This is a genomic window from Synechococcus sp. Cruz-7E5 (assembly GCF_024345995.1).
GTDB lineage: Bacteria > Cyanobacteriota > Cyanobacteriia > PCC-6307 > Cyanobiaceae > Regnicoccus_A.
The window spans coordinates 252,926-276,549 of the sequence record NZ_JAGQCE010000002.1; the positions used below are offsets into that span (position 1 = coordinate 252,926).

The window sequence follows — 23,624 nt, forward strand, 5'->3', positions numbered from 1 at the left end:
CATGGGCCGCCTGTGGGGGAGCCGAGAGCAGTTGGGGCTTCCACGATCGCGCCATTCAGCCTTGGCACTCACAGCCACAGCCGGAATGGCAGGGTTCACCGTTTGGATGTCCGTTGGCGCAGACGTCGCTGCAGAACAGCAAGCTGCCACGGCGAAGCGCTGTTTCCGCTTGCACTGTGCAGTGACAGCCCGGGCATGCGCATTTGAGAGTGGTGGGCTTCTCAAGAGTCGTGGTCATGGGCACTCCTGAAGCAGGATGACATCACCATTCTGATGCCGTAAGCGCTGGACAGGACCGTGAGAACCATATCCAGCAGCGGGCACAAACTTTGTTGATCACTTGTCGCAGAAGATTCACCCCTCTGCTAGCGCCAGTTCACACTTCCCCGTGAATCGGCCATTCACAGCTGATCAGGCCGTTTTCTGTTGCCTGAAGCTATGGATCAGGCTGCGCTATCCAGCCGTTTCCTCCATCGAAGCTGAGCAGCTCTAGCAGATCCTGGCCGGAGATGATGCTGCCGACTGGTTGATCCTCGATGCGAGATCACCGGCCGAATTCGAGTTCAGTCACCTGGGCGGTGCAACTCTGGTCGAGGCAGACGGTTCGATTGCGGATATGGAATCGTTCACGACACGGCCCAGGGACAGGTTGATCGTCGTCTACTGCTCGGTGGGAGTGCGCAGCGCCGTGCGGGCGGCTGAACTGCGTAGGGAAGGGTTTTCGCGTGCTTTCAATCTGGAAGGTGGCCTGTTCCAGTGGGTTCGTGATGGGCGCTCTCTGTTGCGTGATGGGGAGCCCACCCTGCTGGTTCACCCATACAATCGCCTCTGGGGAAGGCTGCTGACGGCAAAGAACCGTGGAAGGGAAGAGTGCTGAAGTCCATGACCCATCAGCTCCGTTCCCATGATCTGGATTGGCTGCGGTTGCTGGCCATCGTGCTGCTGATCCCCTTTCACTCGGCCGCTGTCTTCTACGAGGGTGAACTGGGCAGTTTCTACGTTGTCAATGCGGAGAGAAGTGCCGGCCTCAGCACGTTCATTCAGTTCGTGCATCAGTGGCACATGCCACTGTTCTTTTTTCTGGCCGGCGCCGCCAGTTGGTATTCCCTGCAGGCACGCTCCCAAGGGGAGTACCTGCGGCAACGGCTGCGGAGGCTTCTGCTGCCTCTGCTGATAGGAATCCTGGTGCTTGTTCCACCACAGGTGTATATCCATGAGCTCCAGAATGGCAGAGAGAGCAGTAACTTCCTGCAGTTCTACCCCCTGTTCTTTGATGGAATCCGACCACTAGGCCATTTCGAGTGGGCTCATCTCTGGTTTCTGGCCTACTTGCTTGTGATCTCGATCGCGTGCATCCCGGTGATGCTGAGGCTGCGAGTTGACGCCACTGCCAGCCATTCCATTTCATTCTTTTCGATGACCCCTGGCCTGGGATCGCTGATCAATCTGGCCGTGCCGTTGATGGCGGTTGAGGCCCTGTTGCGCCCACACTGGATCGGCTTTCAGAACCTCTACGACGACTGGGCCAATCTTCTCCTCTATCTGCTGTATTTTCTCTATGGCTTTCTCTTCTGCCGTGACACTGGGTTGTGGTCGGCTCTGGATCAGCACAGGTTGCTCATCTGCGCCACAGCAGGGCTTGGAATGGTGCTCCTGCTGACTCTCGGCATCACACACAGGGTGCCGGAGCGAGCCTATTCAGCGCCCTGCATGGCCTATCAGGCCTTTCGAGGTTTCAACAGTTGGTGCTGGGTCCTGGCTCTGCTGGCTCTGGCACGGCCCTATCGGAGCTATAGCCACCCCATCTTGAGTTACGGCAACCAGGCGGCCTTCTCCGTCTATCTGCTCCACCAACCCCTGATCGTGATCATCGCGTTCTTCGTGGTGCCGCTTTCTCTTGCCATTCCGGCAAAATTCGTGTTGATCAGCATTGCTTCTCTGCTGGGAAGTCTGGGCCTCCATCAGGGCCTGATGCGGCGCTGAGGCTCACCCAGGATGGCATCGATGGCACAGCTATCAATCATCATTCCCACCCTGAATGAAGGCACCACTCTGGCGCGCACGTTGCGGCAGGTGAAGGCCTTGTACCCGCCTGCCTGGCAGGTGCTGGTGGTGGATGGAGGCAGCAGCGACCACACCGTGCAGATCGCCGCCGATGCCGGCGTGATGGTGCTCCGAAGCGAGGGGGCAGGCCGGGCCATCCAGATGAACCATGGAGCCAGAGCGGCTACGGGTGATCTGCTCTGCTTTCTGCATGCGGACACCCTGATCCCCGACGACCTGGTCGATCTGGCCGAGCGCACTTTGGCGGATGCCTCAATTGCCTGCGCTGGCTTCATTTCGCTGATGGGCCATGGCGACCAAACCCGCTGGGACATCTCGGCCCTGAATCTGCTGAAAACCTATCTGGCACCTCTGCTGTTTCGGCCCCATCTTTACCTGAAAGGATTGCGTCTGCTCTTTGGTGATCAGGTGATGATCTGTCGCCGACGAGATTTCTGGTTGTGCGGTGGATTTGATGTGAAGCTTCCGATCATGGAAGACGGAGATCTGTGCCTGCGAATGCTGAGGCAGGGGCGAATCGTGCTGATCAATCGTGTGGTCGAAAGTTCGGATCGCCGTGTTCAGCAATGGGGAAGATGGAAAGCGATCACCACCTATCTCTCGATCGGCATTCTCTGGGGGCTTGGTGTAGCGCCGAGCCGCCTGAAGCGATTCTATGAGGACATCCGCTGATTGAGGCTCCAGTCGTAGGGAAGAAAAGTCAGCCGCAGTTCAGCTTTCAAATCGGCCGAGCCCCGAAGCTTGGGCAAGATATAGGCAGAGATGGAGGGTGATGCGGCCAGAAAATCGGCCCGATACCACTGGAAGATTCGGCTGCAGTGAAGGATGCCCGCTTCAGCATCGAGGCGCACTTTCTGGGGGTTGTTGACGAATCGCACCAGGTCTTCCTGGAGTTGCTGTTCAACGCGCTCCGGCGTGTAGGCCTCGCCGCGCAGCAGCGGACACCCCAGTGAGGCACAGACGATCGCGAAATGAATGCGTGGGTCTTTGCTTTGCTCACGCAGCATCCGATTCTCGATCTGCGCCAGGCTGAACAACTGCGAGCCGAGGCGATGCACCGGCTGTTGAAAGAAGCGCAGAAAGCCGATCCAGTTGGGCAGGCCGAGCAGTCTGGGTCGGATCGAGGCGATGGGATAGCGGCTGAGCACCGCCTGGATCGTGAAGGCGTTGTAGAGGTTGATCCAATGGGCCAGGTGATCGCGGTGTCCCTTCGTTTCGCAGGATTGCTTGGCCAGCCAGTCGGCGAGGATGGTCGGTTCTCTGGTCAGCCAGGATCGATAATCCACCCAGCCGTCAGCATCGACGTAGGTGCGGAGCAGTCCATCCCAGGTGGTGAGATCAACCATCGGTTGGAAGCGTAGTGGACTGCTGCTGCAGCGAGACAAGGCCTGGCCCGCAGCTGTTGCTGCTCTCCCGCCAGGGACTTCGCATTTCTTTACGGAGGTTGCCAGACTTTTTCCATCAACTCTCCTGCCATGACCACCCTTTTGCTTCTGGAGCTCTTCGCCGGTTTCCTCGCTGCCGGCATGGCCCTCTGGTTCATCGTGCTCAGCCGGCCCTCGCCCCGAATCGAACGAGGTCTTTCCTCCGCAGCGGTTGTTAGCTCTGCCGCGAGTGGCAGTAGCAGGCTCCGTCAAGCTCTGGGCGGCTATTTCCTGAGAAAGGGCTTGACGGTGAACATCGCGCTGCTGGTGCTGCGCCTGGCCATCGGTGGTCTGATGATTCACCACGGCCAGGAGAAACTCGCCGATCCCCAGCAGTTCGCCAATACCTACGTGGCCTCGCTGCATCTCCCATTCCCGCTGTTCTTCGCCTACGCGGCTGGATTCTCCGAGCTGATCGGCAGCTGGCTGTTGATCCTCGGTCTGCTCACTCCCATTGGAGCTCTCGCCATCACCGGCACCATGACAGTGGCGGCCTACCAGCACATCCTCACCGCCGGCCTCAACATCTATGTGCTTGAACTGGTCCTGCTCTACCTGGGCGGAAGCCTTGCCCTGCTGCTGATCGGTCCAGGCCGCTTCTCCTTCGACGCCGCCATGGTGAATGACCTGATTGCCGAGCCTTCTCAGGATGATTCAGACGACTTTGCAGCCGGTTCCATGGCTCCTGTCTCCTGAACGCTCACGCTCTGATTCTTGATCACTGTCACAAGTTCCAGCAGATCCAGTCTGCTGGAACTTTCTTTGTTGATGCTATGAACCAGGCCAGAACTCCATTGCCACCGCCTGGCATTCTATCTTCCTTAAGAAGGATAGGCATCTGCGAGTCTAATCAACTGTGCTCGTTAATTGTTCTCCTTGTCTGTGTTCATTAACTCTGCTCATCAACTGAGCAAGTGACCTGCTTTCAAGCGGCCAGCTCCGGGATAGACATTGTCAAGCAGTGGAGATGTGTTTATGGTGGTTATCGAGAAGGACTCCCTATCATGTCTTCGCGATCCTGTTGGCTCCCTCTCTGGATGGTATGCGGCTTGCTCCCCATGGCACTGCCAGTGGTCGTTGTGCCAGCAGCCTCTGCGGCCAGTGATGACCTAGCGGCGCAGTGCAGAGCACGGATCAAAGCTTCTGATTGGCAGAAAGCCGTGAAGATGTGCACCCAGGCGATCGAGCTGAACCCGAAGCTCACCGCAGTCTGGATCCACCGTTGTCAGGCCCAGCTTGCACTCGCCAAGGTGAGCGAAGCGATGGCGGATTGTCGTCGTGCCGTTGAGCTGGAACCGGAGAATTCAAACGCCTATCTTCGCCTTGCCGATGTCAAGGCAGCATCCATGCCTGTTGATTATTCCGGTGCGCTTGATGATTACGCTAAGTCCATTGCGCTCAATCCCAGGAATGGATTAGCTTATAATAACCGTGGTGTGACCCGAAGCTCCTTGAAAGATTACAAGGGAGCGCTTGCCGATTACAGCATGGCTATTGAGTTAGAGCCTAGTGATTCACGGGCGTACTTCAACCGCGGCGAAACACTTTTCCTCCTGGGGCAACGCGAGCTCGCCTGTGCCAACTTCCGTCAGGGTCGTGCCCTGAATCCCGACTTCAAGCCGATGTCCGAGGATTTCGATGCCACCTATCTCAGGACTTGCCGCTGAAGCAGCATCAGTTCCTTGAGGGCTCTGCAGGACCGGCGATGTCATGACTGGCCCCTGTCATGACCGGCCCCTGTCATGACGTCATGATCCTGATCCGGAGGTAGGGTTCGCCCGACCATCTTTTCTGCTGCCAGCTCCGCCAAGGCCATGAACGTTCTGTTGTTCCTGCTTGTGGGCGTGATCGCCGGATGGCTGGCGGGTGGTCTGGTGATGCATCTGGTGGCCGGGATCATCGGTGCTCTGATCGGTGGCCTGGCCCTGGCTGGCTGGGGGCCTTCCTTCGGTGATGCTCTCCTGGGCAGCGTCCTCAAGGCGGCGATTGGTGCTGCGCTTGCAGTGCTGATCCTGAGGCTGATCAAGCGGTCTTGAGCTGGTTGGGGAGTGCCGTGCCAGCTTGGAGTTGGGAGCGCATCACGCGCTGCCCAGTCCCTGGCTGCACCAGCAGGAGATGTCCCCATGCGTGTTCAATCCCTGGATTTGCCCGAAGCCCTGACCCTGCTCGGGTTGGAGCAGTTGCCTGAGGATTTCGGCGAGCTCTCACGCCAGGTGGCCTGGCATCAACCCGCCGTCCAGGCCTGGAGTGAATCTCAGAGCCTCGCCTATCGCGTGGTCTGGGAGGCCGTGGAGCAGCGGATCGAGCACCCCGGCGAGCCCCTCAGCGGTTGAGGCTTTCCATCCGCCAGGTCACGAAGCTGCCCACCGGGCTCCAGAGCAGAAACGGGATCAGCAGCAGAGCCGCTGGCCGCGACAGCTGCAGCACCACCACCGCCAGCGCCACCCCCCAGGCCCAGCCGGCCAGGCCGATCACGGTGCCATTGCGCAGGCTGCGGCTTCGGCAGATCAACAAGGTGTAGCTCTGAACCAGCACCACCATCCCCAGGTAACCGGCCATCAGTGCCAGGTTGGTGGTGGATTGCCACACCAGCAGGGCCGAGGCATAGAAGCAGAGGTAGATCGCCAGCCAGATCGCCGGGATCCAGCGCTCGAAGCTGAGCCAGCTTGGGCGGCGAAGCCGCAGAAACCAGCGGAAGTCGTCCTGGGACGGGTTGAGCAGTGCTCCAACCGCCACGATCACCGCCAGGATCACCAGGGCCGCCACCATCGAGCATCAGTGCATGGCTCTCCAGGCTGATCGCCCGAGGGGCGCCGATGCTGCGCTTTTTCTCGTGCCGTCATCAATCCGTACCTCGGGAAGGTTCTGCCCATGGCCAGTGCCGACAACCTCCAGCGCCTGTTGCGTGAGCGCCACTCCGGCCTCGAGGAGGCCCTGGCCGTCTTCGACGATCTGGCGCCGGTTGACCCCGCCATGCTCTGGGGCAGCTGGCAGGGCAGCGAGATCCGCACTGGCCATCCCATGGAGGGCTGGCTGGAGGTCTGCGGCTGGTATGGCAAGCAGTTCCTCGATTCCGAGACCGTGCATCCGCTGCTGATGCGCATCGGAGCGGGCGACCCCTTCCCGATCCGGCCGCTGCCGGGAGCGCTGGAGCTGGCTCGCCGCGTGTCCCCCCAGGCGTTTCACCTGCCGGGGCCGCTGCTGCGCCGGTCGCTGCTGCTGTTGCGCACCAGCCGTTCCCAGGCCCGCCTGCGGCGCATGGAGGTGCGTGGCGTGGTCAGCGCCACGATGCTCTACGACCACCTGCCGGTGCATGACACCTTTCGCCTCGTTGACGACGACACCGTGCTCGGGTTGATGCAGGCCAAGGGGGACCCCCGGCCCTATCTGTTCCTGTTGGAGCGCAGGCCCTGAAGACTGGATTACGTTGACGCCTTGCCGCTGAAGTCAGTTGGTGCTGGAGGTGGCCCTGGCGATGCTCGAGCGTGATGGCCGCTGGCTGGTGCAGCTGCGTGATGACATTCCCGGCATCGTCGCCCCAGGTTGCTGGGGCCTCTTCGGCGGTCACCTCGATCCTGGTGAGAGCCCTGATCAGGCCCTGAGGCGGGAGCTGCAGGAGGAAATCAACTGGTGTGCCGGCGAACTTCCCTTCTGGTTCCGCCACAGCACGCCGCAGCGGACTGCCCACTTCTTTCGCTCCAGCCTGCCGCTGCCCCTTGAAGATCTTCAGTTGCTGGAAGGTCAGGACATGGTCCTTGCCGGCATCGAGGAGCTGGTTACGGGCCAGGTCTGGAGCCCCAGGCTGCAGCAGGCCCGTCCCCTGGCCCATTCTCTGCAACTGGCGCTGGAGAACCTGCGCCGGATCCCATGACTGCGGCCGAGGCCTACCTCGACCTGCGCGCCGTGGAGGCCTACCTGGGGACCCGGCGGGTGTTCGACAACCTCAGCCTGCGGCTGCACCTGGGCGAGAACAGCGTGATTCTGGGGCCCAACGGGGCCGGCAAGAGCGCCCTGATCAAGCTGCTCAGCCGCGAGATCTACCCCGTGGTCAAGCCGGGTTCACACCTGCGCCTGTTCGGCCGTGAAACGGTCAACCTCTGGGATCTGCGTGCCCGCATCGGCCTGGTCTCCCGCGACCTCCTGACTGGATACGTTGGCGCGGTTCCAGCCCGTGACGTGGTGCTCTCGGGTTTCTTCGGTTCGGTGGGGATCGGTCCGAGCCAGCACCCCAGCCCCGGGCAGCGCCAGCGGGTGCAGGAGCTGATGATCAGGCTGGGGCTGGAGGATCTGGCCACTCGTTCCTACCGCCAGCTCTCAGATGGCCAGCGAATGCGCCTGCTGCTGGCCCGTGCCCTTGTGCACAATCCCCAGGTGCTGGTGCTGGATGAACCCACCACCGGCCTTGACCTGCGCGCCAAGCACCAGCTGCTGCAGATCCTGCGCGAGCTGGCCCAGTCAGGCACCACCCTGCTGCTGGTCACTCACCAGATCGAGGCGATCATCCCCGAGATCAGCCGTTGTCTGATGCTCCGCCAGGGATCGCTGGTGGCTGATGGCCCAGTCGACGAGCTGCTGGCCGATGGCCCCCTCAGCGAGCTGTTCGAAACGCCCCTGCAGGTCTGCAGCGCCGGTGGGTACCGCCAGGTGCTGCCGGCCCCCTCCCCGTGAGCAGGGCCTGACTCTGCCCCACCCTGGCTCACCAGTCGTGGCGTTCCCCGCGAGGCTGGTGCAAACTCAGTCCAGGCAGGTCATGGGCATGGCGTCGACCAAGCAGCACCGCAGGCCGCTCTGGCTTGGGCTTCTGGCCCTGGCCCCCCTGCTGGGCCTTTCCCTCTCTGGCGCCGCTGTGGCGATGTCCTCGCCCTGGTGGGAAAACTATGAGGTGCGTGAAACCTTCCTCTGCAACGACACCAATCAGGTGGTGGTGGAGCGCAACGACGCCCAGGCCTCTCTCCTGGCTGGCCGCTCCCGCACCACCCTCTTCCGCGAAGACTCCCCGCTGCCAGGCCTGCGCTACGGCACCGATCGGCTGCGCCTGATCCTGCGCGGCGATGAACTCACCCTGGAGAGGCTGCCGCAGAGGATGCTTTGCCTGCGCACTGATCAGGTCTGATGGCATGACGCCCTTACCCGATCGCACCGTGCTGCTGCTGATGGCCATCACCCTCGGAGCGGTGGCGGCCCTGGTGTTCTGGAGTGTGCGGATCCAGCCGGCCCGCGAGACCCCGCTGCTCTGGAAGGAGACCCCCGGCCGCTCCATTCCTGCCGCCCCGGCGGCCCAGCCGAAAGGCACCCTGCTCTGAAACCCTTGGCATCCCCCGACGACGGCTCGGAGAGAAAACGACAACTTCACCCCTTGCCGAAGGGGCTGGTGGAGCTCTACGGGCTGCTGGCGGTGCTGTTCGTGCTCGTGCCTGAGTGGATGGCCGGCGGCGCCATGCGCTCGATTCCCGGGGTGAACCAGGGCAACCCCCTGCCGGTCACGGCCAGTGCCTGGCGACGGTTGCCGGAGTTGCGCCTGGCGGCTCTGAACCTGGCCCAGCTGCGTCAGCTGGCCCGGCGCCTGCGGCTCTGGGGTTACGCCAGCTTGAGCCGCGAACGGCTCACGATCCAGATCCTGCGGCGACTCAAACGGGTACGTGCCTGGGAGTCGTGGCTGCCACGGGGGCTGTGATAGCTTCCATTCCGACGGGGCGTAGCGCAGCTTGGTAGCGCACCACTTTGGGGTAGTGGGGGTCGTGGGTTCAAATCCCGCCGCTCCGATTCATCAACCGTTCATCACCTCTTCACCGGCTTCCCCAGCCGGTTTTTTTGTGTCCTGATGAACCTCCAGCATCACCGGCTGCAGGCGGCCCAAGCGCCTGGTCTGCTTCTGGATCAGCACATCAGCAGAGCGTTGCCGTCTTCTCTGTTGTTGTCATCACGGCTGGCATCACGACAGCTGGCATCACCACTGAGGGAGTTTTCCATGTTTCCCTTCAACGCTGCGCTGAACGAAGCGAAGCAGCCTGCTTCCAGCACTCGATACAGGTGTTTCTGATCGCCAGACCCCATAGGCTTCGTCACAAGACGTTCGGATGTTCAAGGCGGATGGATCCTGGCTGGAGTGACGAGCCCGCCTTTGATGACCGGCTGGGCGATCAACCGCTGGAGCAGCGGGCCGAACTGGTGCGTCAGCGGCGACGCTGGTTCTGGGGGGAGGGATATGCGCTGGTGCGGATGTTGCAGCGCTTTCTGCTTGAGGCCCCAGGCCTGGCTGAGAGCCTGGGCTACGCCGACACCGAGAGCCTGTTGCGGGAGGGCTATGGCCTCGATCTGGTGCTGGGTGAACGCATCGGCCTGCGCCTCACTAAGGAGCCAGGTGTGCCAAGTGCCCGGCTTTGCAGCTTCTGCGGAGAGGCCTTCAGCGCCCGTCGCCGCGATGCCCGCTATTGCTCCAACACCTGCCGCTCCCGGGCGAGCCGCCAGCGCCGGCGCCTTGATCAGCGACCCTGACCCTGACTCAGCCAGCCCAGCTCTTGAGAGACCAGAGCAGCTCGCCGGCATCCCAACCCTGTCCATCAAACAGTGCTACGGCTCTTTCGTCCTCGCTCTCCAGCAGCAGGTGAGCGAAACTCTTTGCCAGTTCCGCCGCCGTGAAACTGAATCCCGCTTTGCCAGCCAGGGCCGAAATTTCTTCGGCTTTGAGGGCCAGTTTCACCTTGTACTGCAGATCCTCGTCGGCCTTGAGGCACTCGATGAACTGTTCAACGGATGGAACCATTGGTGGGAAGGATCTGAGCTGACTCGCCAGCATCATGCAGCGCCAATGATCTGTCAATCAAACCCAATTCACTGTCGCGCAGAGGTGATTGGTTAAGAACAAGTTAATCAGTGGATGATGAAGACTCGCTCAGCTTGCCTCATTCCAGTCGAGCCTTCACAGCGCAGATCAGCGCCCGAACATTGTCCAGTCCTGGAACCAGCCACGGCGCCATAGCCAGAAGCTCTGCAGCAGTGCCACCAGCCCCATCAGGAGCAGAATAATGAAGTAGCCATACTTCAAGCTGAGTTCGGGCATGTTGATGAAATTCATGCCATAGATCCCTGCAATGAAAGTCAGCGGAGCAAAGATCGTCGACACGATCGTGAGCGTTTTCATCACCTGGTTCATGCGATTGCTGATGCTGGCCATGTAGGCATCGGTCACCGAGTCGCACTGGTGCCGCAGCAGCTCACAGGCCTCGAAGATCAGCACCACCCGCTGCTCCATGTCGTGAAAACCGTGCAGGGCATCGGGCCCGAGCAACCGCTGGTTCTGGCGCAGGAGCACCATGATCTGGTGGCGCAGGGGCCACACCTGTCCCCGGATGTCCCGCAGGCTGCTTCGGGTCTGGTACGTGCGACTGAGCAGCCGTGGCTTGGGCCGCAGCAGGGCTGCCTCCTCCAGTTGCTCCAGCAGTTCCGCCAGATGTTCCAGCAGTGGAAAGAAACCGTCGAGCAGTTCATCGATCAGGAAATGGAGAATGTCATCGAGGTCCTCCCTCGTAGGCGCTGGATCCAGGTAGGAGAGCCACTGGGTGAGCTGCGGGAACGACCCGGCGCTGGGAACCTCCTCAAGGCTGATCAGGAGGTCGGGCAACAGCAGGAATCCCACCTGCTCGCCGATCAGGCGGTCGGGCGTCTCGGAGAAACTGAAGCGGTGCAGCACCGCCAGCACCACATCGCCGATCGAATCGACACGGGGGCGCTGGGGATGCTCCAGCAGCGGAGCCTGCACGTGGGGCGGCACCCCGAGGGTGTCGAGCACGGTGCGGATCATGGTCATGTCGGCCATGCCCTGGAGGCGGACCCAGAGCGGCACCCCGCGGCTCAGCAGGGGCCCGAGTTCCTGGGCTCCCGCCAGCTCGCGCTCCTCGATCCCCGTTGGCTCAAAGCAGAGCACCGAGAGCCGCGTGGGTGCCCGGCCGCCATGGATGAAGAGCTGGCTTGGCAGATCACCGGGCCGCTCCGCAAGTCGTCTGGAGCGGAGGGTGCCCGGATCAAAGCGCGTCATCCACGCGTTGTAGCCACACTCGCTCCCCGGGGGGAGGGGGTGGTGCGCTGGAGCAGGTGCTCGAGCACCAGGCCCGTAGTCAGCAGGGTTCCCTGCAGCAGCAGGCAGCCGCCGATCTGTGCGCGGCGTTCCCAGAGCAGGCCTGTCATCACATCAGCGGAAGGGTTCTGCAGTTGAGACGACCTGCCCCCGCCGCGGTGCTATCTGGGCGACATCGTTGGGCATGGGGGATCACCCGAGGCCTTCGTCAGGGCTGCGGCTTCGAGATGGCCGCTGATTCGGCCGAGGTGCTGGCTGACCCGCCGCAGCCAGCGGATTGCCTCCAGCAGCTGGCTCGCCAGCTCCACCTCGACGCCGCCGCTGGCCACATCGGTCAACACCCCCTGCCTCAGGGGTTTCACCCGCCGGTGCAGACTGTGGCCGGTGGCCTGGCTCAGCCTTACCACCTCACTCCACTGCTGCATCTCCACCAGGGGCTCCAGCTGCTCCAGGGCTGCCAGCAGGTCATGGCGCTCCTGTTGCAGGGTGTCGCTCCGGCGCACGGTGCTGGCCCGCTCCGGTTCTTCCTCACAGCGTTCATGCAGGCGCTGCAGGTGGTCGAGGCTGTGCAGGAGGTGCAGCAGCCGCTGGGCGTCGGGTTCCTCCATGCGACGCAGGTGGATCTGATCGAGGAACTGCTCGATCCTGGCCAGGTCGGCCTCCAGGTCTTCGAGCCCCCTCCCCCGATGCTGGCCGTTGCTGGCGGAGGCGCCGAGGGCCTGGCGCAGATGGCGCATCAGCTCCAGCAGGCCCCGGTGCTGGGCGGCCTGGGCCAGGTCCAGAGCCCGACCGGTGTCGGCGCTTGGAGGCTCATCGAGATCATCGGCCGCACGCCCGTCCGGGGAGGGCAGGAGCGCCTGGATCAGGCGGGCAAAAGGCTGGGTGAAGGGCAGCAGCAGGGCCACCCCCAGCAGGTTGAACCCCGTGTGGAAGGCGGTGAGCGCGAATTCGGGATCTGCGGCGATCGGCCCCGCCAGCCAGCGCTGGCCCAGGCCCAGGTAGGCCGGCAGCAGCAGGAAGGCCATCACCGCCGTGAACAGGTTGAAGACCAGGTGGGCCGCAGCCGTCCGCCGGGCGCTGAGGTTGGCGCCAAGGGCGGCGATCTGGGCGGTGATCGTGGTGCCAACGTCCATGCCGATCACCAGCGCACCGGCCTGGCCCAGATCGATCGCTCCTGCGGTGAGTGCCGTGAGCGCGGTGGCCACCCCCGCCCCCGATGACTGGGTGATCACTGTGGTCAGCAGACCTAGCAGCACCAGCTGAAAGCGCCCGGCCACGCTGGCTCCATCGAAGCGCTCCGGTTGCAGCAGCACCCCATGGCCCGCCATGGCCTCCTGCAGGGTGCCGATCCCCAGGAAGAGCACCCCGAAGCCCGCCAGGGCGAAGCCGATCTGGGCCAGCCGCCCCCGCCCGAGCAGCCGCAGGCAGGCGCCGATCGCGATCAGGGGTGGCATCAGCCCGGCCAGGTCGAGCTTCAGACCCAGCAGGGCCACCAGCCAGCCCAGGCCGGTGCTGCCCACGTTGGCTCCAAAAATGATGCCCAGGGAGCTGGGAAAGCTGATCAGCCCGGCCTGAACGAATCCCACCGTGGCCACGGTGGTGGCCGATGATGACTGCAGCGCCGCGGTGCTGGCGGCGCCGATCAGGGCACCGGACCAGGGTGTGCGCGTGAAGCGCAGCAGCCAGGCCCGCAGTCGGCTGCCGGCCAGGGCGCGCAGGGCCTCGCACATCACGGTCATGCCCATCAGGAACAGACCGAGCCCCCCGAGGGCATGGATGGCGGGGCCGCCATCCATGCTCAGGCCAGCCTGGTGAGCGCTCCATACCCCACCAGCCAGCGGTTCACCCGGGGCCGGATCGAGGGGGGCACTTCCTGCAGCAACTGGTCGAGCTCAAGCGCCCCCAGGCGGCGCAGATCCCGCACGTTCACCCTCCAGAGGGCCTCTGCCTCACGGATCAGTCGGGCCCAGGTGCGCGCCTTCTGCCAGCGGCGCAACTGCTGCTGATGGCGGCGCCTCTCCGGCCGGACTGGCCCCGCCCGCTGCTCCATTGCCATGGCTGCCCTCAGAAATTGCGCCGCTGCCCACAGCTTGCGTCTGGCGGCTGCGCTTGACAGCCCTTGGCAGGAATGAAGTCGTGATCGGATGCAATCGAGGCGTGCCACCTTGGTGGTGGCTTCAGGCGGCGTGGCGCCCGGCTGCATCAGGCTCCACCGGCCGGACGGGGAAATCGAGCTCATTGACCTCCCGCTCGCTCAGTCGGCGGCTCCAGGCCTTCGCCACCGGCTCGTTCCAGCGGAATCCCGCTTCCCGTGCCCGATGGCGCTGCTCGTAGGGCAGCTCGGCCCGGTAGAGGCGCCGTGGCTCCAGCCCCGCCAGCAGCAGAGATTCCAGAGCCTCGCAGCGCTCGAACACCTGGGCCAGGTAGATGCAATCGGTGAGTGCCCGGTGAGCTGCCCAGACCGGGATGCCGTATGCCAGGGCCAGATCACGCACCGAAGGGGTGGCCTTCAGGCGGCACTCGCTCGGCCAGCGCAGGTCTTCCATGCTGCAGATCCAGGGTTTCTCGATTCCAGGCAGGTGGCCACGGCCGAACCAGGCCCGGTCGAAGGCGGCGTTGTGGGCCACCATTGCATCGGCGCTGGCCACCAGCTCCTGGAAATAGATGAGCCCGGCCTGCCATGGCTGCTCCAGCCGGCTCACGGCGGCATCGATGCCGTTGATGGCCTTCGCCGGGTTGCTCTGGCAGGGCAGCAGCAGCGAAAGCTGGCTGAGCACGGCGCGGCTGGGGACATGAAACAGCACCGCTCCCACTTCGATGCAGTGGTCGCGCTCGGGATCAAGGCCCGTGGTCTCCGTGTCGAGGATCAGCAGCTGCTGAGGGCAGGCCGGTTCAGAAGAGGCCGTCTCAGAACGGGCCGGTTCAATGCAGGCTGGTTCAGAAAATGCTGGTTCAGCAAGCCCCGCTTCAGCGGCAGCCGGCACGAGGCTGAGCAGGCTGGTCTGCTGCCAGCGGTGGGTCGGTTGGGCCATGGGCCGGCTCACCCCTGCGTGGTTTGGTCCCATGATCCCAGCTCCTGCAAGCAGATGGCATGGATGGCGCGATCGCTGGGCCCCTCACGCTGCCTAGGCTGGCCTCCACTGCAATCGATGTACCCGTGGGTAAGGCCATCCAGGTTGGTGACAGGGCACCCCTGATCGACCTGAAGGATCAGCACGGGACCGAGCGCCGCAGCGATCAGCTCGCAGGCAGGCCGCTGGTGCTCTTTTTCTATCCCAAGGACGACACCCCTGGCTGCACGATGGAGGCCTGCGCATTCCGCGACAGCTACGGCGAGTTGCAGGCCCTCGGCGCCGAGGTGTGGGGTGTGAGCGGCGACGACGGCGCCAGCCATGGGCGCTTCTCCCAACGGCATCAGCTCCCTTACCCCCTGCTGGTGGACCAGGGCAACAGCCTGCGTCAGGCCTTCGGGGTACCCGGCGCCCTGCTCAACCTGCTGCCGGGCCGCGTCACCTACGTGATCGATGCTGACGGGGTGGTGCGCCACATTTTCAACAACCTGCTGGATGGACCGGCCCATGCCCGCGAGGCCATGGCCGCCCTGCAGCGGCTGGTTCCCCAGGCCTGAAGGCGGTGAGTCGTTGGCGTCAGCAGGGGAGTCTCTGGTGTCTCGAGCCGCCCGGTTCAACAGGTGTGATCGAGTTCATCGGTGGCAGTGTCCTCGCTGCCACCCCCCAGATCAGCTATCGGCGCCTGCTGGAGGCTCTCTCTCGGCGGGGGCTCAGCCTGCGGGCCTGGAGTTACGTGCCCGGCTTCGACCATCAGGCCCAGGCCACTGAGGCCTGGCGAGCCTTCCGCAGGGCGCGGCAAGACAGCGTGGCGGGGGCGTCTGTGCAGCCGGTGCTGCGCCTCGGCCACAGCCTCGGCTGCAAGCTGCACCTGCTGGCCCCGGATGGGGGACGGGGCAGCAGTGCCCTGGTGGCCATGAGCTTCAACAACTTCTCCGCCGACCGCTCGATCCCCCTGCTGGCTGACCTGGCGCCCCGGCTGGGGGTTCGCACTGAATTCAGCCCATCGCCGCAGGAAACCCTGCGCCTGGTGAGCCAGCTCTACGGCGTGCCCCGCAACCTGCTGATTCGTTTCGGCAGCGATGCCCTCGACCAGAGCACCCCGTTGCTGGAGGTGCTGCAGCAGCGCCCCGGTGACAGCAGCTCCCTGCTGCAGCTCGGAGGTGATCACCTCACCCCCGCCAGCGCCGGCCTGCGCCAGAACCTGCTGGGCACCTGGGCCGACGATCCGGCCCGCCAGCGCCAGATCGACCGGCTGGCTGCTGCTATCGACAACTGGTGGCGGCAGCTCGAACCCGGGAGCCGTGATGCGCATAACGCAAAGGTTCCCGCCTATTGATTGACACCGGCTGAAAGGGCGGACACTCTTTGTGCGAACAGATACTCCCCCAGGACCGCCAGGACATGATTGATGCTTACATCTCCGGCTGGAAGCGCGCGTTCGATTACAGCAGTCGATCCAATCGTGGTGACTACTGGTGGTTTTTCCTGGCCAACATCATCGTGGCCTTGGTTCTTGGTCTTGTCGCCCAGCTGATCAGCCAGTTGAGTGTGCTGCAAAATCTCTACGCCATTGCAGCGATCGTGCCAGGCCTTCCACTCTGCGTGCGCCGGCTGCGCGACGCCGGCAAGGCCTGGCCGTGGATCTTCATTGCTCTGGTGCCGATCATCGGCGCGATCTGGTTGATCGTGCTGCTGGTGATGCCGTCAGTGCCTGGTTGATCCAGAGCAAGCGGCTGTCGCCATCCGGCGTCAGACCCGCAGCGCGTCGAGCACCGAGCGGTCCTCCAGGGTGCTGGTGTCGCCGCTCACTTCTTCACCGGCCGCCAGGGCCCGCAGGATGCGGCGCATTATTTTGCCGCTGCGGGTCTTGGGTAGGGCGTCGCTGAAGCGGATCTCATCGGGTCTGGCGATCGGACCTATCTCGGCGCCCACGTGCTTGCGCAGTTCGGCGCCAAGGGCTGCGTCACCGCTGAGCCCCGTCTGAAGGGTCACGAAGGCCACGATGCCCTCCCCCTTGAGGTCGTCAGGCCGGCCCACCACGGCGGCTTCGGCCACGGACGGATGGCTCACCAGGGCTGATTCGATCTCCATCGAACCCAGGCGGTGGCCCGAGACACTGATGACGTCATCGACCCGGCCCATCACCCAGAAGTAGCCGTCGGCGTCGCGGCGGGCGCCATCACCGGCGAAATACAGCGGGCGGCCATCGGCGCCGAGGATGTGCTCCCAGTAGCTCTTGCGGAAGCGCTCGGGATCACCGTGCACGGTGCGCATCATCCCCGGCCAGGGGCGGCGCACCGCCAGGTAACCCCCTTCATCCACGCCCACGCTGTGGCCTTCGTTGTCGACGATGTCGGCGGCAATGCCGGGCAGGGGCAGGGTGGCGGATCCCGGCTTGGTGGGGGTGGCGCCGGGCAGGGGGCTGATCATCACGCCGCCGGTTTCTGTCTGCCACCAGGTGTCGATCACAGGGCAGCGGCCATGTCCGATCACCTCCCGATACCACATCCAGGCCTCGGGATTGATCGGCTCTCCCACCGTTCCCAGGATGCGCAGTGTGCTCATGTCGTACTGATCAGGCACCTCGCGTCCGCTCTTCATGAAGGCGCGGATCGCCGTGGGTGCGGTGTAGAAGATGCTGACCTTGTGTTTCTGGATCACCTCCCAGAACGCACCGGGTTTGGATGGCCTTGGCGCACCCTCGTACATCACGGTGGTGGCGCCATTGGAGAGCGGGCCATACACGATGTAGCTGTGGCCGGTGATCCAGCCCACATCGGCGGTGCACCAGTGAATGTCGTCGTCGCGGATGTCGAAGATCCACTGGAAGGTGAGGTGGGCCCAGAGGTTGTAGCCGGCGGTGGTGTGCACCACGCCCTTGGGTTTGCCGGTGGAACCTGAGGTGTAGAGAACGAACAGGCGGTCTTCGCTGGCCATCGGCACGGCCGGGCAATCGCTGCTCTGGCTGTCCACCAGCTCATGCCACCAGCGGTCGCGGCCCTGCTCCATTGGGGTGGCCTCCCCGGTGCGGCGCACCACCAGCACCTGCTCCACCGTGGGGCAGGCGCCACCGGCAAGGGCCTGATCCACGGCGGGTTTGAGCGCCACGGCCTTGTCCTTGCGGAAGCCCCCGTCGGCGGTGATCACAACCTTGACGCCGCCATCGATCAGCCGGTCCCGCAGGGCCTCAGCGGAGAAGCCGCCGAACACCACCGAGTGGGGAGCGCCGATGCGGGCGCAGGCCAGCATGGCAATGGCCGCTTCCGGCACCATCGGCATGTAGAGGGCCACCAGGTCGCCCTTGCCGACCCCGAGGGCCTTGAGGGCATTGGCGGCCTTGCAGACCTCAGCCTGCAATTCCCGGTAGGTGAAGCGGCGGCTGTCCCCGGGCTCCCCTTCCCAGATCAGGGCGGTCTTCTCAGCCCTGGGGCCATCCAGATGGCGATCGAGGCAGTTGTACGCAAGGTTGGTGGTGCCCCCCTCGAACCAGCGGGCAAAGGGCGGGTTGCTCCAATCGAGCACGGTGTGGAAGGGCTCGAACCAGTGCAGCTGCTCCCGTGCATGCTCGCCCCAGAAGGCATCGGGGTCGGCCTCCGCCCGCGCGACCAGTTCGCGATAGGCCTCCATCGAACCGATCCGCGCCCGGGCTGCCAGTTCGGCGGGGGGCTGGAAGATCCTCCCCTCCTGGAGCACCGATTCGATCGTGGCGTCGGGCATCGCGGTGAAGAGGCGGGCAGGTCCATTGTGAAGGGGAAGGCCACCGGCATCCGCGGCTTGTGAACGAGTTGCCAGACCGTTGGGGGCAGCCTGATCCGCTAGGACGGAGTTTCACCAACAGCTGATCCGTGACCAGGACCTGGCTGGCCGCGGTCGTGCTGCTCACAGCTGTCGCCATGCCGAGCGATGGCCGCTCCGACGTCCCGCGATCGATGCTCCCCACCGGCGCTCCGCTCGAACACGCCCGCGGGGCAGGGTTCTCCACCCATGGGGACAGACCCGTTCCGCACTGCTCCTGGCGGTTCTGGTACCTACAGCACAGCAAGAAGGTGTGGTTCCGGATCAACGAACCTGCGGTCGTCGGTCTTCAGCCGGTCTTCACCTACGACGGCAGACCGATCCTGCACAGGAGCGAGATCGATGCTGTGCGGGTCCGCAGCCATTACTCAGGCCGCACCCCCGTGGTCTGGGGAGACTTCCCCGGCGTGGGCCGAGGCCAGGGACCCGACGGCAGCCAGTTGTATCTGGAACTGTGGACCCGCTGGACCTGGTTGCATCCGGAAGCCTGTGGCCATCCCGAGCGTTTCGGCGTCGACTTCTTCCGGCCCGGCAGGTCAAGGGCGGGCCAGGGCTGATCCAGGCGTATGGATGGCTCAGGACAGTGCCCGCTGGAGCACCAGTTCGTTGCCGCCTCCAGGGAGACGTTCGTAGCTGATTGCCCAGCCGAAGTCGCGGCGGAGCCTGCCCAGCATGATCAACCCCCAATGGGCTTCCCGATAGGGCAGTGCCGGCAGGCCATCCCCATCCGGCGCCGGTGGGGTAGGCGGATCGCCACCGGGCTGCCCCTCTCCCAGAGGCTCTTCCGCCCCGGCCAAGGCGGCACTGATGTCGAAGGGTGCGCCGTGATCGCGGATCCGGAGTTGCAGGTGCTCCGGCGTGACATCCAGCGCAACCTCCACCGGCGGCGGGTTCGTCAGGTGAGCATTTGCATGGCGCACGGCGTTGGTGAACCCCTCCACCAGAACCGTCTGGGCCTGGATCCACAGCATCGGGTCCAGGCCGGGAGGGCTGGTCAGCTCGAACCAGTCGAGCAGGGCCTGGATTTCTTCCAGCCGGCTGGGGAAACTGGCCAGGCCGCCACGATGGGGAAGCTGGTCAGACATCGTCAGGAGGCCCCAGAGCGTGTGCTGAAGATCACTGCGAGGGTCTTGAGAATCAGCCTCAGGTCATAGGCGAAACTCCAGTTCTCCTGGTAACGCAGGTCGAGCCGGATCACATCCTCAAAGTCGAGCACCCTGGAGCGTCCGTTCACCTGCCATTCACCGGTGAGTCCCGGCCGCACATCCAAACGCTGCCAATTGGGAACGGCGTAGCGATCCACCTCATCCGGCGTAGGCGGCCGGGTCCCCACCAGGCTCATGTCGCCGATCAGCACGTTCCAGAACTGGGGCAGCTCGTCGAGGCTGGTGCGGCGCAGGAACCTCCCCACCCTGGTGATGCGGGGGTCGTTGGCGTTCTTGAAGAATGCGCCAGTGGCCTCATTCCGCACCGAGGTGCGCAGCGCTTCGGCGTTCACCACCATCGAGCGCAGTTTCCAGAGCCGGAACCGTCGCCCCATCCAGCCCAGGCGCACCTGGCCGAACAGGATCGGCCCGGGGCTGTCCAGCCGTATCGCCAGGGCGAGGAAGGGAAACAGCAGCAGCGTGATCGCCAGGCCGACCAGGGCCCCGACGATGTCTAGCAGGCGTTTGGGCAGGGATCGCACCGAGGGGTGAGTGATGGCGGGCCGCTCCTTGGTGTTCACCGCCTGAGCTGGATTCAGCCCCTCGCTGCCGGCCACCACCGGCAGCGCCTGCTCCAGGCCCATCAGCGAGAGTGCCAGCTTCACCTGGGCCCCAGCGCTCCAGGCCTCCAGGGGAATTTGCCGGGCGCGTGCCAGCTTCAGGTTGGGGATCAAGGAGCCCAGGCCGCTGCTGTCGATCAGCTCGGTGCGGCAGAAATCCAGCACTATGCGCCTCGTGTCGGGGTAACGGGGCAACAGCTCCTCCAGGCCTTGCCGGAAGCGCACCGCCTCGGTGACGGTGAAGCGACGCGGGAAACCGAGCAGAAGCAGCCCCCGATGCGAGGTCACCGTGACACCAGAGCTCGTCATCGGGTCATGGGTGGGGGTAACAGCGGTTCTGGCGATGGGGATCCGGCCGGAAAGAGCTGGTCCAGCCGATGGCATACCGCCCGGGCTGCCGCCACAGAGAGATCGCCGATCGACACTTTGGAGGGCTCCGCCAGGAAGCGCACCAGATCGGCTGGTCCCCAGGCGATCGGCACTCCGATCGAAGCCAGCGCCTGGGCCAGTTCCAGCTGATGGTCGTCGACGTGCTCCTGATAGCGCTGGCTGCGGGGTACCAGCAGGAACGGAGTGTCCATGTTGTCGAGGAGCAACACGGTGCCCTCGCCGCAGTGAGCGATCACCAGCCGGGCCCGGCGCACCAGGTCCTGGAAGTCCTGCTCTTTCAGCAGGCGATAGACCCTCGCGCCGCCCGGCAGGAAGGTGCAGGTGCCGTACTGCACGACCACCTCCTCGTCGCCGATCAGATCGTGCTGAAGAAGCAGATCCACCCAGCGCATCAGGCGGTTGAAGGGAAACTTTTCTGTGCCCACCGTGATCAGGATCATCGGGAGTCCTCCCCGGCACCGGCCGGCTGCACCTCTGACGCAGCGCTGATCAGCTCCGCTCGTGGGTAGCGGATCTGCAGCTGGGGCCAGTGCACGTAGAGCACATCGAGGAAGGGCAGAGCCAGCCGGGCCGAGAGGCTGAGCGTCTCGATGCGGGTGATCGATTCAACGAACACCGTGCGGCAGCCCAGGAGCTTGCCGAGGATCAGGAAGGGAACGCCCACCCCGGCACCTGTGGAGAGGACCACGTCGGGCCTGGGTCGCTGCAGCACCTGCCAGGAGAGCAGGGCGTTGCGGATGAGGTTGGGAATGTTGCGGTTGGTGGGGCTGTGGGCCCAGATCACGGGTTCCCCCTCCAGGGCTGCCCGGGTGGTAGCCGTGTCAAAGGTCACCCAGCTGCGCTGGTGCTGGCTCCAGAACGGTTGCAGCTGGAGAAGACCCTTGAAGTGACCACCGGAGGAGCACACGAGCAGCAGACGCATCAGCTCACTTCTCTCCTGATTCCGCCAGCGAGCCTGAGAGGGGTGACAGTGCACGGGCCTGGAGCCCCATCTTCAGGCGCTGCATCAGACCGGTGATCTTCATCATCAGCTTCTCCAGAAGTCTGTAGAGACTCTGAGGCAGCAGTACCCCGAGATGCGCTGCCGACAGGGTGATCACGGTGCGGATCGGTTCCTCGCGCCACAGGCGTGGGTAGTGGTTCAGTGCCTGATGGGCAAGCTTCACTCCGAGGCGTGGCTGGCCTTCGCGGATGGAGCGGCGGGCCAGATAGCGCAGTTGGTAGCCCAAGGCCCTCTCGCCCTGGCGGCGGATCAGCTCCGGGGCGTAGTGCGCCGTCTTGTCGAGCACGCGTTGCCAGCTGGCGAACTGCTTCTCGATGTTGGCCGAGAGTCCGCCACTGCTCACCCGATAGAGGGTTAGCGCCTCGGGGATGCCCTCGATCCGCCACTGGGTCAGCAGGGCGATGCGCAGCCAGCATTCGATGTCCTCCGACTGGCGAAAGCTGTCGTCGAACCAGTAGCTCTCGGGACTGCCGTAGAGGTTGGCCTCGAAGCGGATCCCGTCGAGCACCTCCCGACGCATCACCACGCACGACCCGTTGCTGATCGGATTGCGGCAGAGGATCAGCTCCGGGGTGATCCCGTCCAGCGGTGGGGTCTGGTAGATGCCCAGCGGTCGTCCGGCGGCGTCGATGAAAGCCGAGCGCGAATAGCTCACCCCCACCACTGGATTGGCCTGCAGGTGCTGCACATGCCGCTCGACCTTTTCAGGCAGCCAGAGATCGTCACTGTCGAGAAAGGCCAGAATCGACCCGGTGGCGTGTCGGATGCCGGTGTTCCGAGCACCCGCCAGGCCCCGATTCTTCTGCTGGACGATTCGAAGGCGAGCATCGTTGTACTGGCGGCAGAGTCCCACCCCATCGTCCGTTGAACCGTCGTCCACCACCAGGATCTCGATGTTGGGATAGGTCTGCGCCAGGACCGAGTCCAGGCTGGCGGCCACGGTGCTGGCCGAGTTGTAGAGCGGGATGACCACCGACACCAGGGGTTCGGTGGAGGAATCGGCAGTGTGCACGGCGAGCGGTTCGGCAGCAAGGGCAGGCGGGGCGGCATGGCTGCCGGTCCGGCGCCGTCGCAGTGGTTCCAGGATGGAACGGCCGAAGACCCCGAGCGCCGTGAGGCCGGTGCGCCGTGGTTCGCGCAGCAGCAGCCACGGATCCGAGCGCAGGGACCGGGCCATGAACGCGCTGCCCATCTCCGGCGGAATCTTCAACCGCAGGGAACGGCGAGCCAGATAACGCAGATGCGTTGCCTGGGCCCTGGCGAAATGCTCCTCCACCAGAGACGGCGCATAGCGGCGAGCTTCCTCCACCAGCCGCAGCCAGCCACTTTCCATTCGCTCCAGTCTGGCCGAGAGCCCTCCATCGCTGGTGCGGTAGTAGGTGAGCACCCGATTGATGAGCTCGATCCGCCAACTCCCCTGGCAGGCCACTCGCAGCAGCCACTCCAGATCCTCCGAATAGCTCATCTCCGGGATGAAGCCGCCCACCGCCTCGAACACCTCCCGTCGCAGCACCCAGTTGGAGGTGGTGATGGTGGGGTTCTCGTAAAGGAAGTCCGCGGGGGTGAGGGCTCGGCAGGAATGGGAAGCGATGGTCCCTGTGTGCCTTCCTTCGGGGCTGAGAAACTCCACCCGCGCAAAGCTGACCCCCAGCCCGGTATCGCTCCGGTGTCGCTCCACATGGCAAAGCAGTTTGTCCGGATGCCAGAGGTCGTCCGAGTCGAGGAAGGCGATCAGCGGGGCACGGCCGGCGGCCACTCCACGGTTGCGGGCCACAGAAACGCCTGCGTTGGGCTGGCGCAGCAGCCGCAGTCGTGGATCCCGCTCGGCCAGCTCCACCACGATCCGGGCACTGGCGTCGGTGGAGCCATCGTCAACGGCAATCAGCTCCCAGGCCGTCAGGCTCTGCTCCAGCACCGTCTGCAGGGTGCCGCTCAGGTGGGCCGCGGCGTTGTAGATCGGCATCACCACCGAGATCAGCGGCTCCGGGGCATTCACGGTTTCCGTCGGCTGCAACTCGGCCATCGTGCGCTCCCGGTT

At 64.3% G+C, this 23,624-nt stretch carries 33 protein-coding genes and 1 tRNA gene; 19 read left to right on the forward strand and 15 right to left on the reverse strand.

What is annotated here, in order from left to right; translation table 11 throughout:
* Positions 1–55: 55 nt before the first annotated feature.
* Positions 56–238 (reverse strand): metallothionein, encoded by a 183-nt coding sequence (locus KBY77_RS04020; RefSeq protein ID WP_255102290.1) that lies wholly within the window; start codon positions 236–238, stop codon positions 56–58.
* A 261-nt stretch (positions 239–499) separates the two neighbouring features.
* On the opposite strand from KBY77_RS04020, the gene KBY77_RS04025 reads away from it, so the two are divergent.
* From KBY77_RS04025 to KBY77_RS04035, 3 genes are read left to right on the forward strand one after another with little or no spacing between them, the layout of a single operon-like run.
* Positions 500–877, forward strand: coding sequence for a rhodanese-like domain-containing protein (locus KBY77_RS04025; RefSeq protein WP_399212252.1), 378 nt, complete (start codon positions 500–502; stop codon positions 875–877).
* Between the two features lie 5 nt (positions 878–882).
* Positions 883–1,983 carry an acyltransferase family protein gene (locus KBY77_RS04030; RefSeq protein ID WP_255102292.1) on the forward strand — a complete coding sequence of 367 codons (1,101 nt, stop codon included), beginning with the start codon at positions 883–885 and terminating at the stop codon, positions 1,981–1,983.
* A gap of 21 nt (positions 1,984–2,004) precedes the next feature.
* On the forward strand, positions 2,005–2,736 hold the full coding sequence (locus tag KBY77_RS04035; RefSeq protein ID WP_255102293.1) for a TIGR04283 family arsenosugar biosynthesis glycosyltransferase: 732 nt from the start codon (positions 2,005–2,007) through the stop codon (positions 2,734–2,736).
* On the opposite strand, the gene KBY77_RS04040 is transcribed toward KBY77_RS04035, so the two are convergent.
* Positions 2,718–3,410, reverse strand: a complete 693-nt coding sequence (locus KBY77_RS04040) for a DUF547 domain-containing protein (RefSeq protein WP_255102294.1) — start codon at positions 3,408–3,410, stop codon at positions 2,718–2,720. The two genes, KBY77_RS04035 and KBY77_RS04040, sit on opposite strands and share 19 nt — an antisense overlap.
* Positions 3,411–3,539: 129 nt before the next feature.
* Between KBY77_RS04040 and KBY77_RS04045 the strand changes: the two genes are divergently transcribed.
* The 4 genes from KBY77_RS04045 (at position 3,540) to KBY77_RS04060 (ending at position 5,821) form a co-directional block, all read left to right on the forward strand.
* Complete coding sequence (locus KBY77_RS04045; protein WP_255102295.1) at positions 3,540–4,184, forward strand: DoxX family protein; 645 nt, start codon at positions 3,540–3,542, stop codon at positions 4,182–4,184.
* A 362-nt stretch (positions 4,185–4,546) separates the two neighbouring features.
* Entirely contained in the window at positions 4,547–5,155 is a 609-nt protein-coding gene (locus KBY77_RS04050) for a tetratricopeptide repeat protein (protein WP_255102296.1), read from the forward strand.
* 147 nt (positions 5,156–5,302) lie between these two features.
* Positions 5,303–5,524: a GlsB/YeaQ/YmgE family stress response membrane protein gene (locus KBY77_RS04055; protein WP_255102297.1), complete on the forward strand. Its 222-nt coding sequence runs from the start codon at positions 5,303–5,305 to the stop codon at positions 5,522–5,524.
* An 87-nt stretch (positions 5,525–5,611) separates the two neighbouring features.
* Positions 5,612–5,821 carry a hypothetical protein gene (locus tag KBY77_RS04060; RefSeq protein WP_255102298.1) on the forward strand — a complete coding sequence of 70 codons (210 nt, stop codon included), beginning with the start codon at positions 5,612–5,614 and terminating at the stop codon, positions 5,819–5,821.
* On the opposite strand, the gene KBY77_RS04065 is transcribed toward KBY77_RS04060, so the two are convergent.
* Positions 5,811–6,257 (reverse strand): TspO/MBR family protein, encoded by a 447-nt coding sequence (locus tag KBY77_RS04065; protein ID WP_255102299.1) that lies wholly within the window; start codon positions 6,255–6,257, stop codon positions 5,811–5,813. The two genes, KBY77_RS04060 and KBY77_RS04065, sit on opposite strands and share 11 nt — an antisense overlap.
* 102 nt (positions 6,258–6,359) lie before the next feature.
* On the opposite strand from KBY77_RS04065, the gene KBY77_RS04070 reads away from it, so the two are divergent.
* From KBY77_RS04070 to KBY77_RS04105, 8 genes are all read left to right on the forward strand, one after another.
* Positions 6,360–6,902, forward strand: coding sequence for a DUF4334 domain-containing protein (locus KBY77_RS04070; RefSeq protein WP_255102300.1), 543 nt, complete (start codon positions 6,360–6,362; stop codon positions 6,900–6,902).
* Between the two features lie 37 nt (positions 6,903–6,939).
* Positions 6,940–7,359 (forward strand): NUDIX hydrolase, encoded by a 420-nt coding sequence (locus tag KBY77_RS04075; RefSeq protein WP_255102301.1) that lies wholly within the window; start codon positions 6,940–6,942, stop codon positions 7,357–7,359.
* Complete coding sequence (locus KBY77_RS04080) at positions 7,356–8,156, forward strand: ABC transporter ATP-binding protein (protein WP_255102302.1); 801 nt, start codon at positions 7,356–7,358, stop codon at positions 8,154–8,156. The genes KBY77_RS04075 and KBY77_RS04080 overlap by 4 nt, the downstream gene beginning before the upstream one ends.
* Before the next feature lie 88 nt (positions 8,157–8,244).
* Complete coding sequence (locus KBY77_RS04085) at positions 8,245–8,601, forward strand: hypothetical protein (RefSeq protein ID WP_255102303.1); 357 nt, start codon at positions 8,245–8,247, stop codon at positions 8,599–8,601.
* A 4-nt stretch (positions 8,602–8,605) separates the two neighbouring features.
* The gene (locus KBY77_RS04090) at positions 8,606–8,791 is read left to right on the forward strand and encodes a hypothetical protein (protein ID WP_255102304.1); all 186 of its coding nucleotides are present in this window, start codon (positions 8,606–8,608) and stop codon (positions 8,789–8,791) included.
* 5 nt (positions 8,792–8,796) lie between these two features.
* Positions 8,797–9,162, forward strand: coding sequence for a hypothetical protein (locus tag KBY77_RS04095; RefSeq protein WP_255095169.1), 366 nt, complete (start codon positions 8,797–8,799; stop codon positions 9,160–9,162).
* A gap of 15 nt (positions 9,163–9,177) precedes the next feature.
* Positions 9,178–9,251 (forward strand) — tRNA-Pro (locus KBY77_RS04100).
* 327 nt (positions 9,252–9,578) lie between these two features.
* Positions 9,579–9,983 (forward strand): hypothetical protein, encoded by a 405-nt coding sequence (locus KBY77_RS04105; RefSeq protein ID WP_255102305.1) that lies wholly within the window; start codon positions 9,579–9,581, stop codon positions 9,981–9,983.
* Between the two features lie 7 nt (positions 9,984–9,990).
* Here KBY77_RS04105 and KBY77_RS04110 read toward each other — a convergent pair whose 3' ends face one another.
* The 6 genes from KBY77_RS04110 to KBY77_RS04135 all read right to left on the reverse strand — a co-directional run bounded on the left by KBY77_RS04110 (position 9,991) and on the right by KBY77_RS04135 (position 14,594).
* Positions 9,991–10,251, reverse strand: a complete 261-nt coding sequence (locus KBY77_RS04110; protein ID WP_255102306.1) for a Nif11-like leader peptide family RiPP precursor — start codon at positions 10,249–10,251, stop codon at positions 9,991–9,993.
* Between the two features lie 168 nt (positions 10,252–10,419).
* Positions 10,420–11,523, reverse strand: a complete 1,104-nt coding sequence (corA, locus tag KBY77_RS04115) for a magnesium/cobalt transporter CorA (protein WP_255102307.1) — start codon at positions 11,521–11,523, stop codon at positions 10,420–10,422.
* Positions 11,520–11,672 (reverse strand): hypothetical protein, encoded by a 153-nt coding sequence (locus KBY77_RS04120; RefSeq protein ID WP_255102308.1) that lies wholly within the window; start codon positions 11,670–11,672, stop codon positions 11,520–11,522. The genes corA and KBY77_RS04120 overlap by 4 nt, the downstream gene beginning before the upstream one ends.
* A 51-nt stretch (positions 11,673–11,723) precedes the next feature.
* On the reverse strand, positions 11,724–13,358 hold the full coding sequence (locus tag KBY77_RS04125; RefSeq protein WP_255102309.1) for a Na/Pi cotransporter family protein: 1,635 nt from the start codon (positions 13,356–13,358) through the stop codon (positions 11,724–11,726).
* Between the two features lie 2 nt (positions 13,359–13,360).
* Entirely contained in the window at positions 13,361–13,618 is a 258-nt protein-coding gene (locus tag KBY77_RS04130; RefSeq protein ID WP_255102310.1) for a hypothetical protein, read from the reverse strand.
* Between the two features lie 121 nt (positions 13,619–13,739).
* On the reverse strand, positions 13,740–14,594 hold the full coding sequence (locus KBY77_RS04135) for a 3'-5' exonuclease (RefSeq protein ID WP_255102311.1): 855 nt from the start codon (positions 14,592–14,594) through the stop codon (positions 13,740–13,742).
* Between the two features lie 125 nt (positions 14,595–14,719).
* Between KBY77_RS04135 and KBY77_RS04140 the strand changes: the two genes are divergently transcribed.
* The 3 genes from KBY77_RS04140 to KBY77_RS04150 all read left to right on the forward strand — a co-directional run bounded on the left by KBY77_RS04140 (position 14,720) and on the right by KBY77_RS04150 (position 16,352).
* Positions 14,720–15,190 (forward strand): peroxiredoxin, encoded by a 471-nt coding sequence (locus KBY77_RS04140; RefSeq protein ID WP_255102312.1) that lies wholly within the window; start codon positions 14,720–14,722, stop codon positions 15,188–15,190.
* Positions 15,191–15,195: 5 nt separating this feature from the next.
* A complete protein-coding gene (locus KBY77_RS04145; RefSeq protein ID WP_255102313.1) occupies positions 15,196–15,969 on the forward strand; it encodes a DUF1350 family protein in 774 nt (257 codons plus the stop codon).
* Between the two features lie 65 nt (positions 15,970–16,034).
* Complete coding sequence (locus KBY77_RS04150) at positions 16,035–16,352, forward strand: DUF805 domain-containing protein (RefSeq protein WP_255102314.1); 318 nt, start codon at positions 16,035–16,037, stop codon at positions 16,350–16,352.
* 30 nt (positions 16,353–16,382) lie between these two features.
* Here the strand turns inward: KBY77_RS04150 and acs are convergent, their stop codons facing one another.
* Positions 16,383–18,350, reverse strand: a complete 1,968-nt coding sequence (gene acs / locus KBY77_RS04155) for an acetate--CoA ligase (protein WP_255102315.1) — start codon at positions 18,348–18,350, stop codon at positions 16,383–16,385.
* 128 nt (positions 18,351–18,478) lie between these two features.
* Between acs and KBY77_RS04160 the strand changes: the two genes are divergently transcribed.
* Complete coding sequence (locus KBY77_RS04160; protein WP_255102316.1) at positions 18,479–18,985, forward strand: hypothetical protein; 507 nt, start codon at positions 18,479–18,481, stop codon at positions 18,983–18,985.
* 18 nt (positions 18,986–19,003) lie between these two features.
* Here the strand turns inward: KBY77_RS04160 and KBY77_RS04165 are convergent, their stop codons facing one another.
* From KBY77_RS04165 to KBY77_RS04185, 5 genes are read right to left on the reverse strand one after another with little or no spacing between them, the layout of a single operon-like run.
* The gene (locus tag KBY77_RS04165) at positions 19,004–19,513 is read right to left on the reverse strand and encodes an ATP-binding protein (RefSeq protein WP_255102317.1); all 510 of its coding nucleotides are present in this window, start codon (positions 19,511–19,513) and stop codon (positions 19,004–19,006) included.
* A 2-nt stretch (positions 19,514–19,515) separates the two neighbouring features.
* Entirely contained in the window at positions 19,516–20,502 is a 987-nt protein-coding gene (locus KBY77_RS04170) for a sugar transferase (protein ID WP_255102318.1), read from the reverse strand.
* A complete protein-coding gene (locus tag KBY77_RS04175) occupies positions 20,499–21,023 on the reverse strand; it encodes a glycosyltransferase (RefSeq protein WP_255102319.1) in 525 nt (174 codons plus the stop codon). The genes KBY77_RS04170 and KBY77_RS04175 overlap by 4 nt, the downstream gene beginning before the upstream one ends.
* Positions 21,020–21,505, reverse strand: coding sequence for a UDP-N-acetylglucosamine transferase subunit ALG14 (locus KBY77_RS04180; RefSeq protein ID WP_255102320.1), 486 nt, complete (start codon positions 21,503–21,505; stop codon positions 21,020–21,022). Before KBY77_RS04180 ends, KBY77_RS04175 begins: the two co-directional genes overlap by 4 nt.
* A 4-nt stretch (positions 21,506–21,509) precedes the next feature.
* A complete protein-coding gene (locus tag KBY77_RS04185; RefSeq protein WP_255102321.1) occupies positions 21,510–23,609 on the reverse strand; it encodes a glycosyltransferase in 2,100 nt (699 codons plus the stop codon).
* Positions 23,610–23,624: the final 15 nt, after the last annotated feature.

What these genes read in the sequence shown, in the direction of transcription:
- KBY77_RS04050 (WP_255102296.1), top strand. Translation starts at nt 4,547, where the DNA reads ATGGCACTGCCAGTGGTCGTTGTGCCAGCAGCCTCTGCGGCCAGTGAT.
- KBY77_RS04110 (WP_255102306.1), bottom strand. Translation starts at nt 10,251, where the DNA reads ATGGTTCCATCCGTTGAACAGTTCATCGAGTGCCTCAAGGCCGACGAG.
- KBY77_RS04175 (WP_255102319.1), bottom strand. Translation starts at nt 21,023, where the DNA reads ATGATCCTGATCACGGTGGGCACAGAAAAGTTTCCCTTCAACCGCCTG.
- KBY77_RS04120 (WP_255102308.1), bottom strand. Translation starts at nt 11,672, where the DNA reads ATGACAGGCCTGCTCTGGGAACGCCGCGCACAGATCGGCGGCTGCCTG.
- KBY77_RS04020 (WP_255102290.1), bottom strand. Translation starts at nt 238, where the DNA reads ATGACCACGACTCTTGAGAAGCCCACCACTCTCAAATGCGCATGCCCG.
- KBY77_RS04065 (WP_255102299.1), bottom strand. Translation starts at nt 6,257, where the DNA reads ATGGTGGCGGCCCTGGTGATCCTGGCGGTGATCGTGGCGGTTGGAGCA.
- KBY77_RS04125 (WP_255102309.1), bottom strand. Translation starts at nt 13,358, where the DNA reads ATGGATGGCGGCCCCGCCATCCATGCCCTCGGGGGGCTCGGTCTGTTC.
- KBY77_RS04085 (WP_255102303.1), top strand. Translation starts at nt 8,245, where the DNA reads ATGGCGTCGACCAAGCAGCACCGCAGGCCGCTCTGGCTTGGGCTTCTG.
- KBY77_RS04185 (WP_255102321.1), bottom strand. Translation starts at nt 23,609, where the DNA reads ATGGCCGAGTTGCAGCCGACGGAAACCGTGAATGCCCCGGAGCCGCTG.
- KBY77_RS04165 (WP_255102317.1), bottom strand. Translation starts at nt 19,513, where the DNA reads ATGTCTGACCAGCTTCCCCATCGTGGCGGCCTGGCCAGTTTCCCCAGC.
- KBY77_RS04030 (WP_255102292.1), top strand. Translation starts at nt 883, where the DNA reads ATGACCCATCAGCTCCGTTCCCATGATCTGGATTGGCTGCGGTTGCTG.
- KBY77_RS04135 (WP_255102311.1), bottom strand. Translation starts at nt 14,594, where the DNA reads ATGGCCCAACCGACCCACCGCTGGCAGCAGACCAGCCTGCTCAGCCTC.
- KBY77_RS04150 (WP_255102314.1), top strand. Translation starts at nt 16,035, where the DNA reads ATGATTGATGCTTACATCTCCGGCTGGAAGCGCGCGTTCGATTACAGC.
- KBY77_RS04180 (WP_255102320.1), bottom strand. Translation starts at nt 21,505, where the DNA reads ATGCGTCTGCTGCTCGTGTGCTCCTCCGGTGGTCACTTCAAGGGTCTT.
- KBY77_RS04060 (WP_255102298.1), top strand. Translation starts at nt 5,612, where the DNA reads ATGCGTGTTCAATCCCTGGATTTGCCCGAAGCCCTGACCCTGCTCGGG.
- KBY77_RS04055 (WP_255102297.1), top strand. Translation starts at nt 5,303, where the DNA reads ATGAACGTTCTGTTGTTCCTGCTTGTGGGCGTGATCGCCGGATGGCTG.
- acs (WP_255102315.1), bottom strand. Translation starts at nt 18,350, where the DNA reads ATGCCCGACGCCACGATCGAATCGGTGCTCCAGGAGGGGAGGATCTTC.
- KBY77_RS04090 (WP_255102304.1), top strand. Translation starts at nt 8,606, where the DNA reads ATGACGCCCTTACCCGATCGCACCGTGCTGCTGCTGATGGCCATCACC.
- KBY77_RS04035 (WP_255102293.1), top strand. Translation starts at nt 2,005, where the DNA reads ATGGCACAGCTATCAATCATCATTCCCACCCTGAATGAAGGCACCACT.
- KBY77_RS04070 (WP_255102300.1), top strand. Translation starts at nt 6,360, where the DNA reads ATGGCCAGTGCCGACAACCTCCAGCGCCTGTTGCGTGAGCGCCACTCC.
- KBY77_RS04105 (WP_255102305.1), top strand. Translation starts at nt 9,579, where the DNA reads ATGGATCCTGGCTGGAGTGACGAGCCCGCCTTTGATGACCGGCTGGGC.
- KBY77_RS04045 (WP_255102295.1), top strand. Translation starts at nt 3,540, where the DNA reads ATGACCACCCTTTTGCTTCTGGAGCTCTTCGCCGGTTTCCTCGCTGCC.
- KBY77_RS04080 (WP_255102302.1), top strand. Translation starts at nt 7,356, where the DNA reads ATGACTGCGGCCGAGGCCTACCTCGACCTGCGCGCCGTGGAGGCCTAC.
- KBY77_RS04040 (WP_255102294.1), bottom strand. Translation starts at nt 3,410, where the DNA reads ATGGTTGATCTCACCACCTGGGATGGACTGCTCCGCACCTACGTCGAT.
- KBY77_RS04170 (WP_255102318.1), bottom strand. Translation starts at nt 20,502, where the DNA reads ATGACGAGCTCTGGTGTCACGGTGACCTCGCATCGGGGGCTGCTTCTG.
- KBY77_RS04130 (WP_255102310.1), bottom strand. Translation starts at nt 13,618, where the DNA reads ATGGCAATGGAGCAGCGGGCGGGGCCAGTCCGGCCGGAGAGGCGCCGC.
- corA (WP_255102307.1), bottom strand. Translation starts at nt 11,523, where the DNA reads ATGACGCGCTTTGATCCGGGCACCCTCCGCTCCAGACGACTTGCGGAG.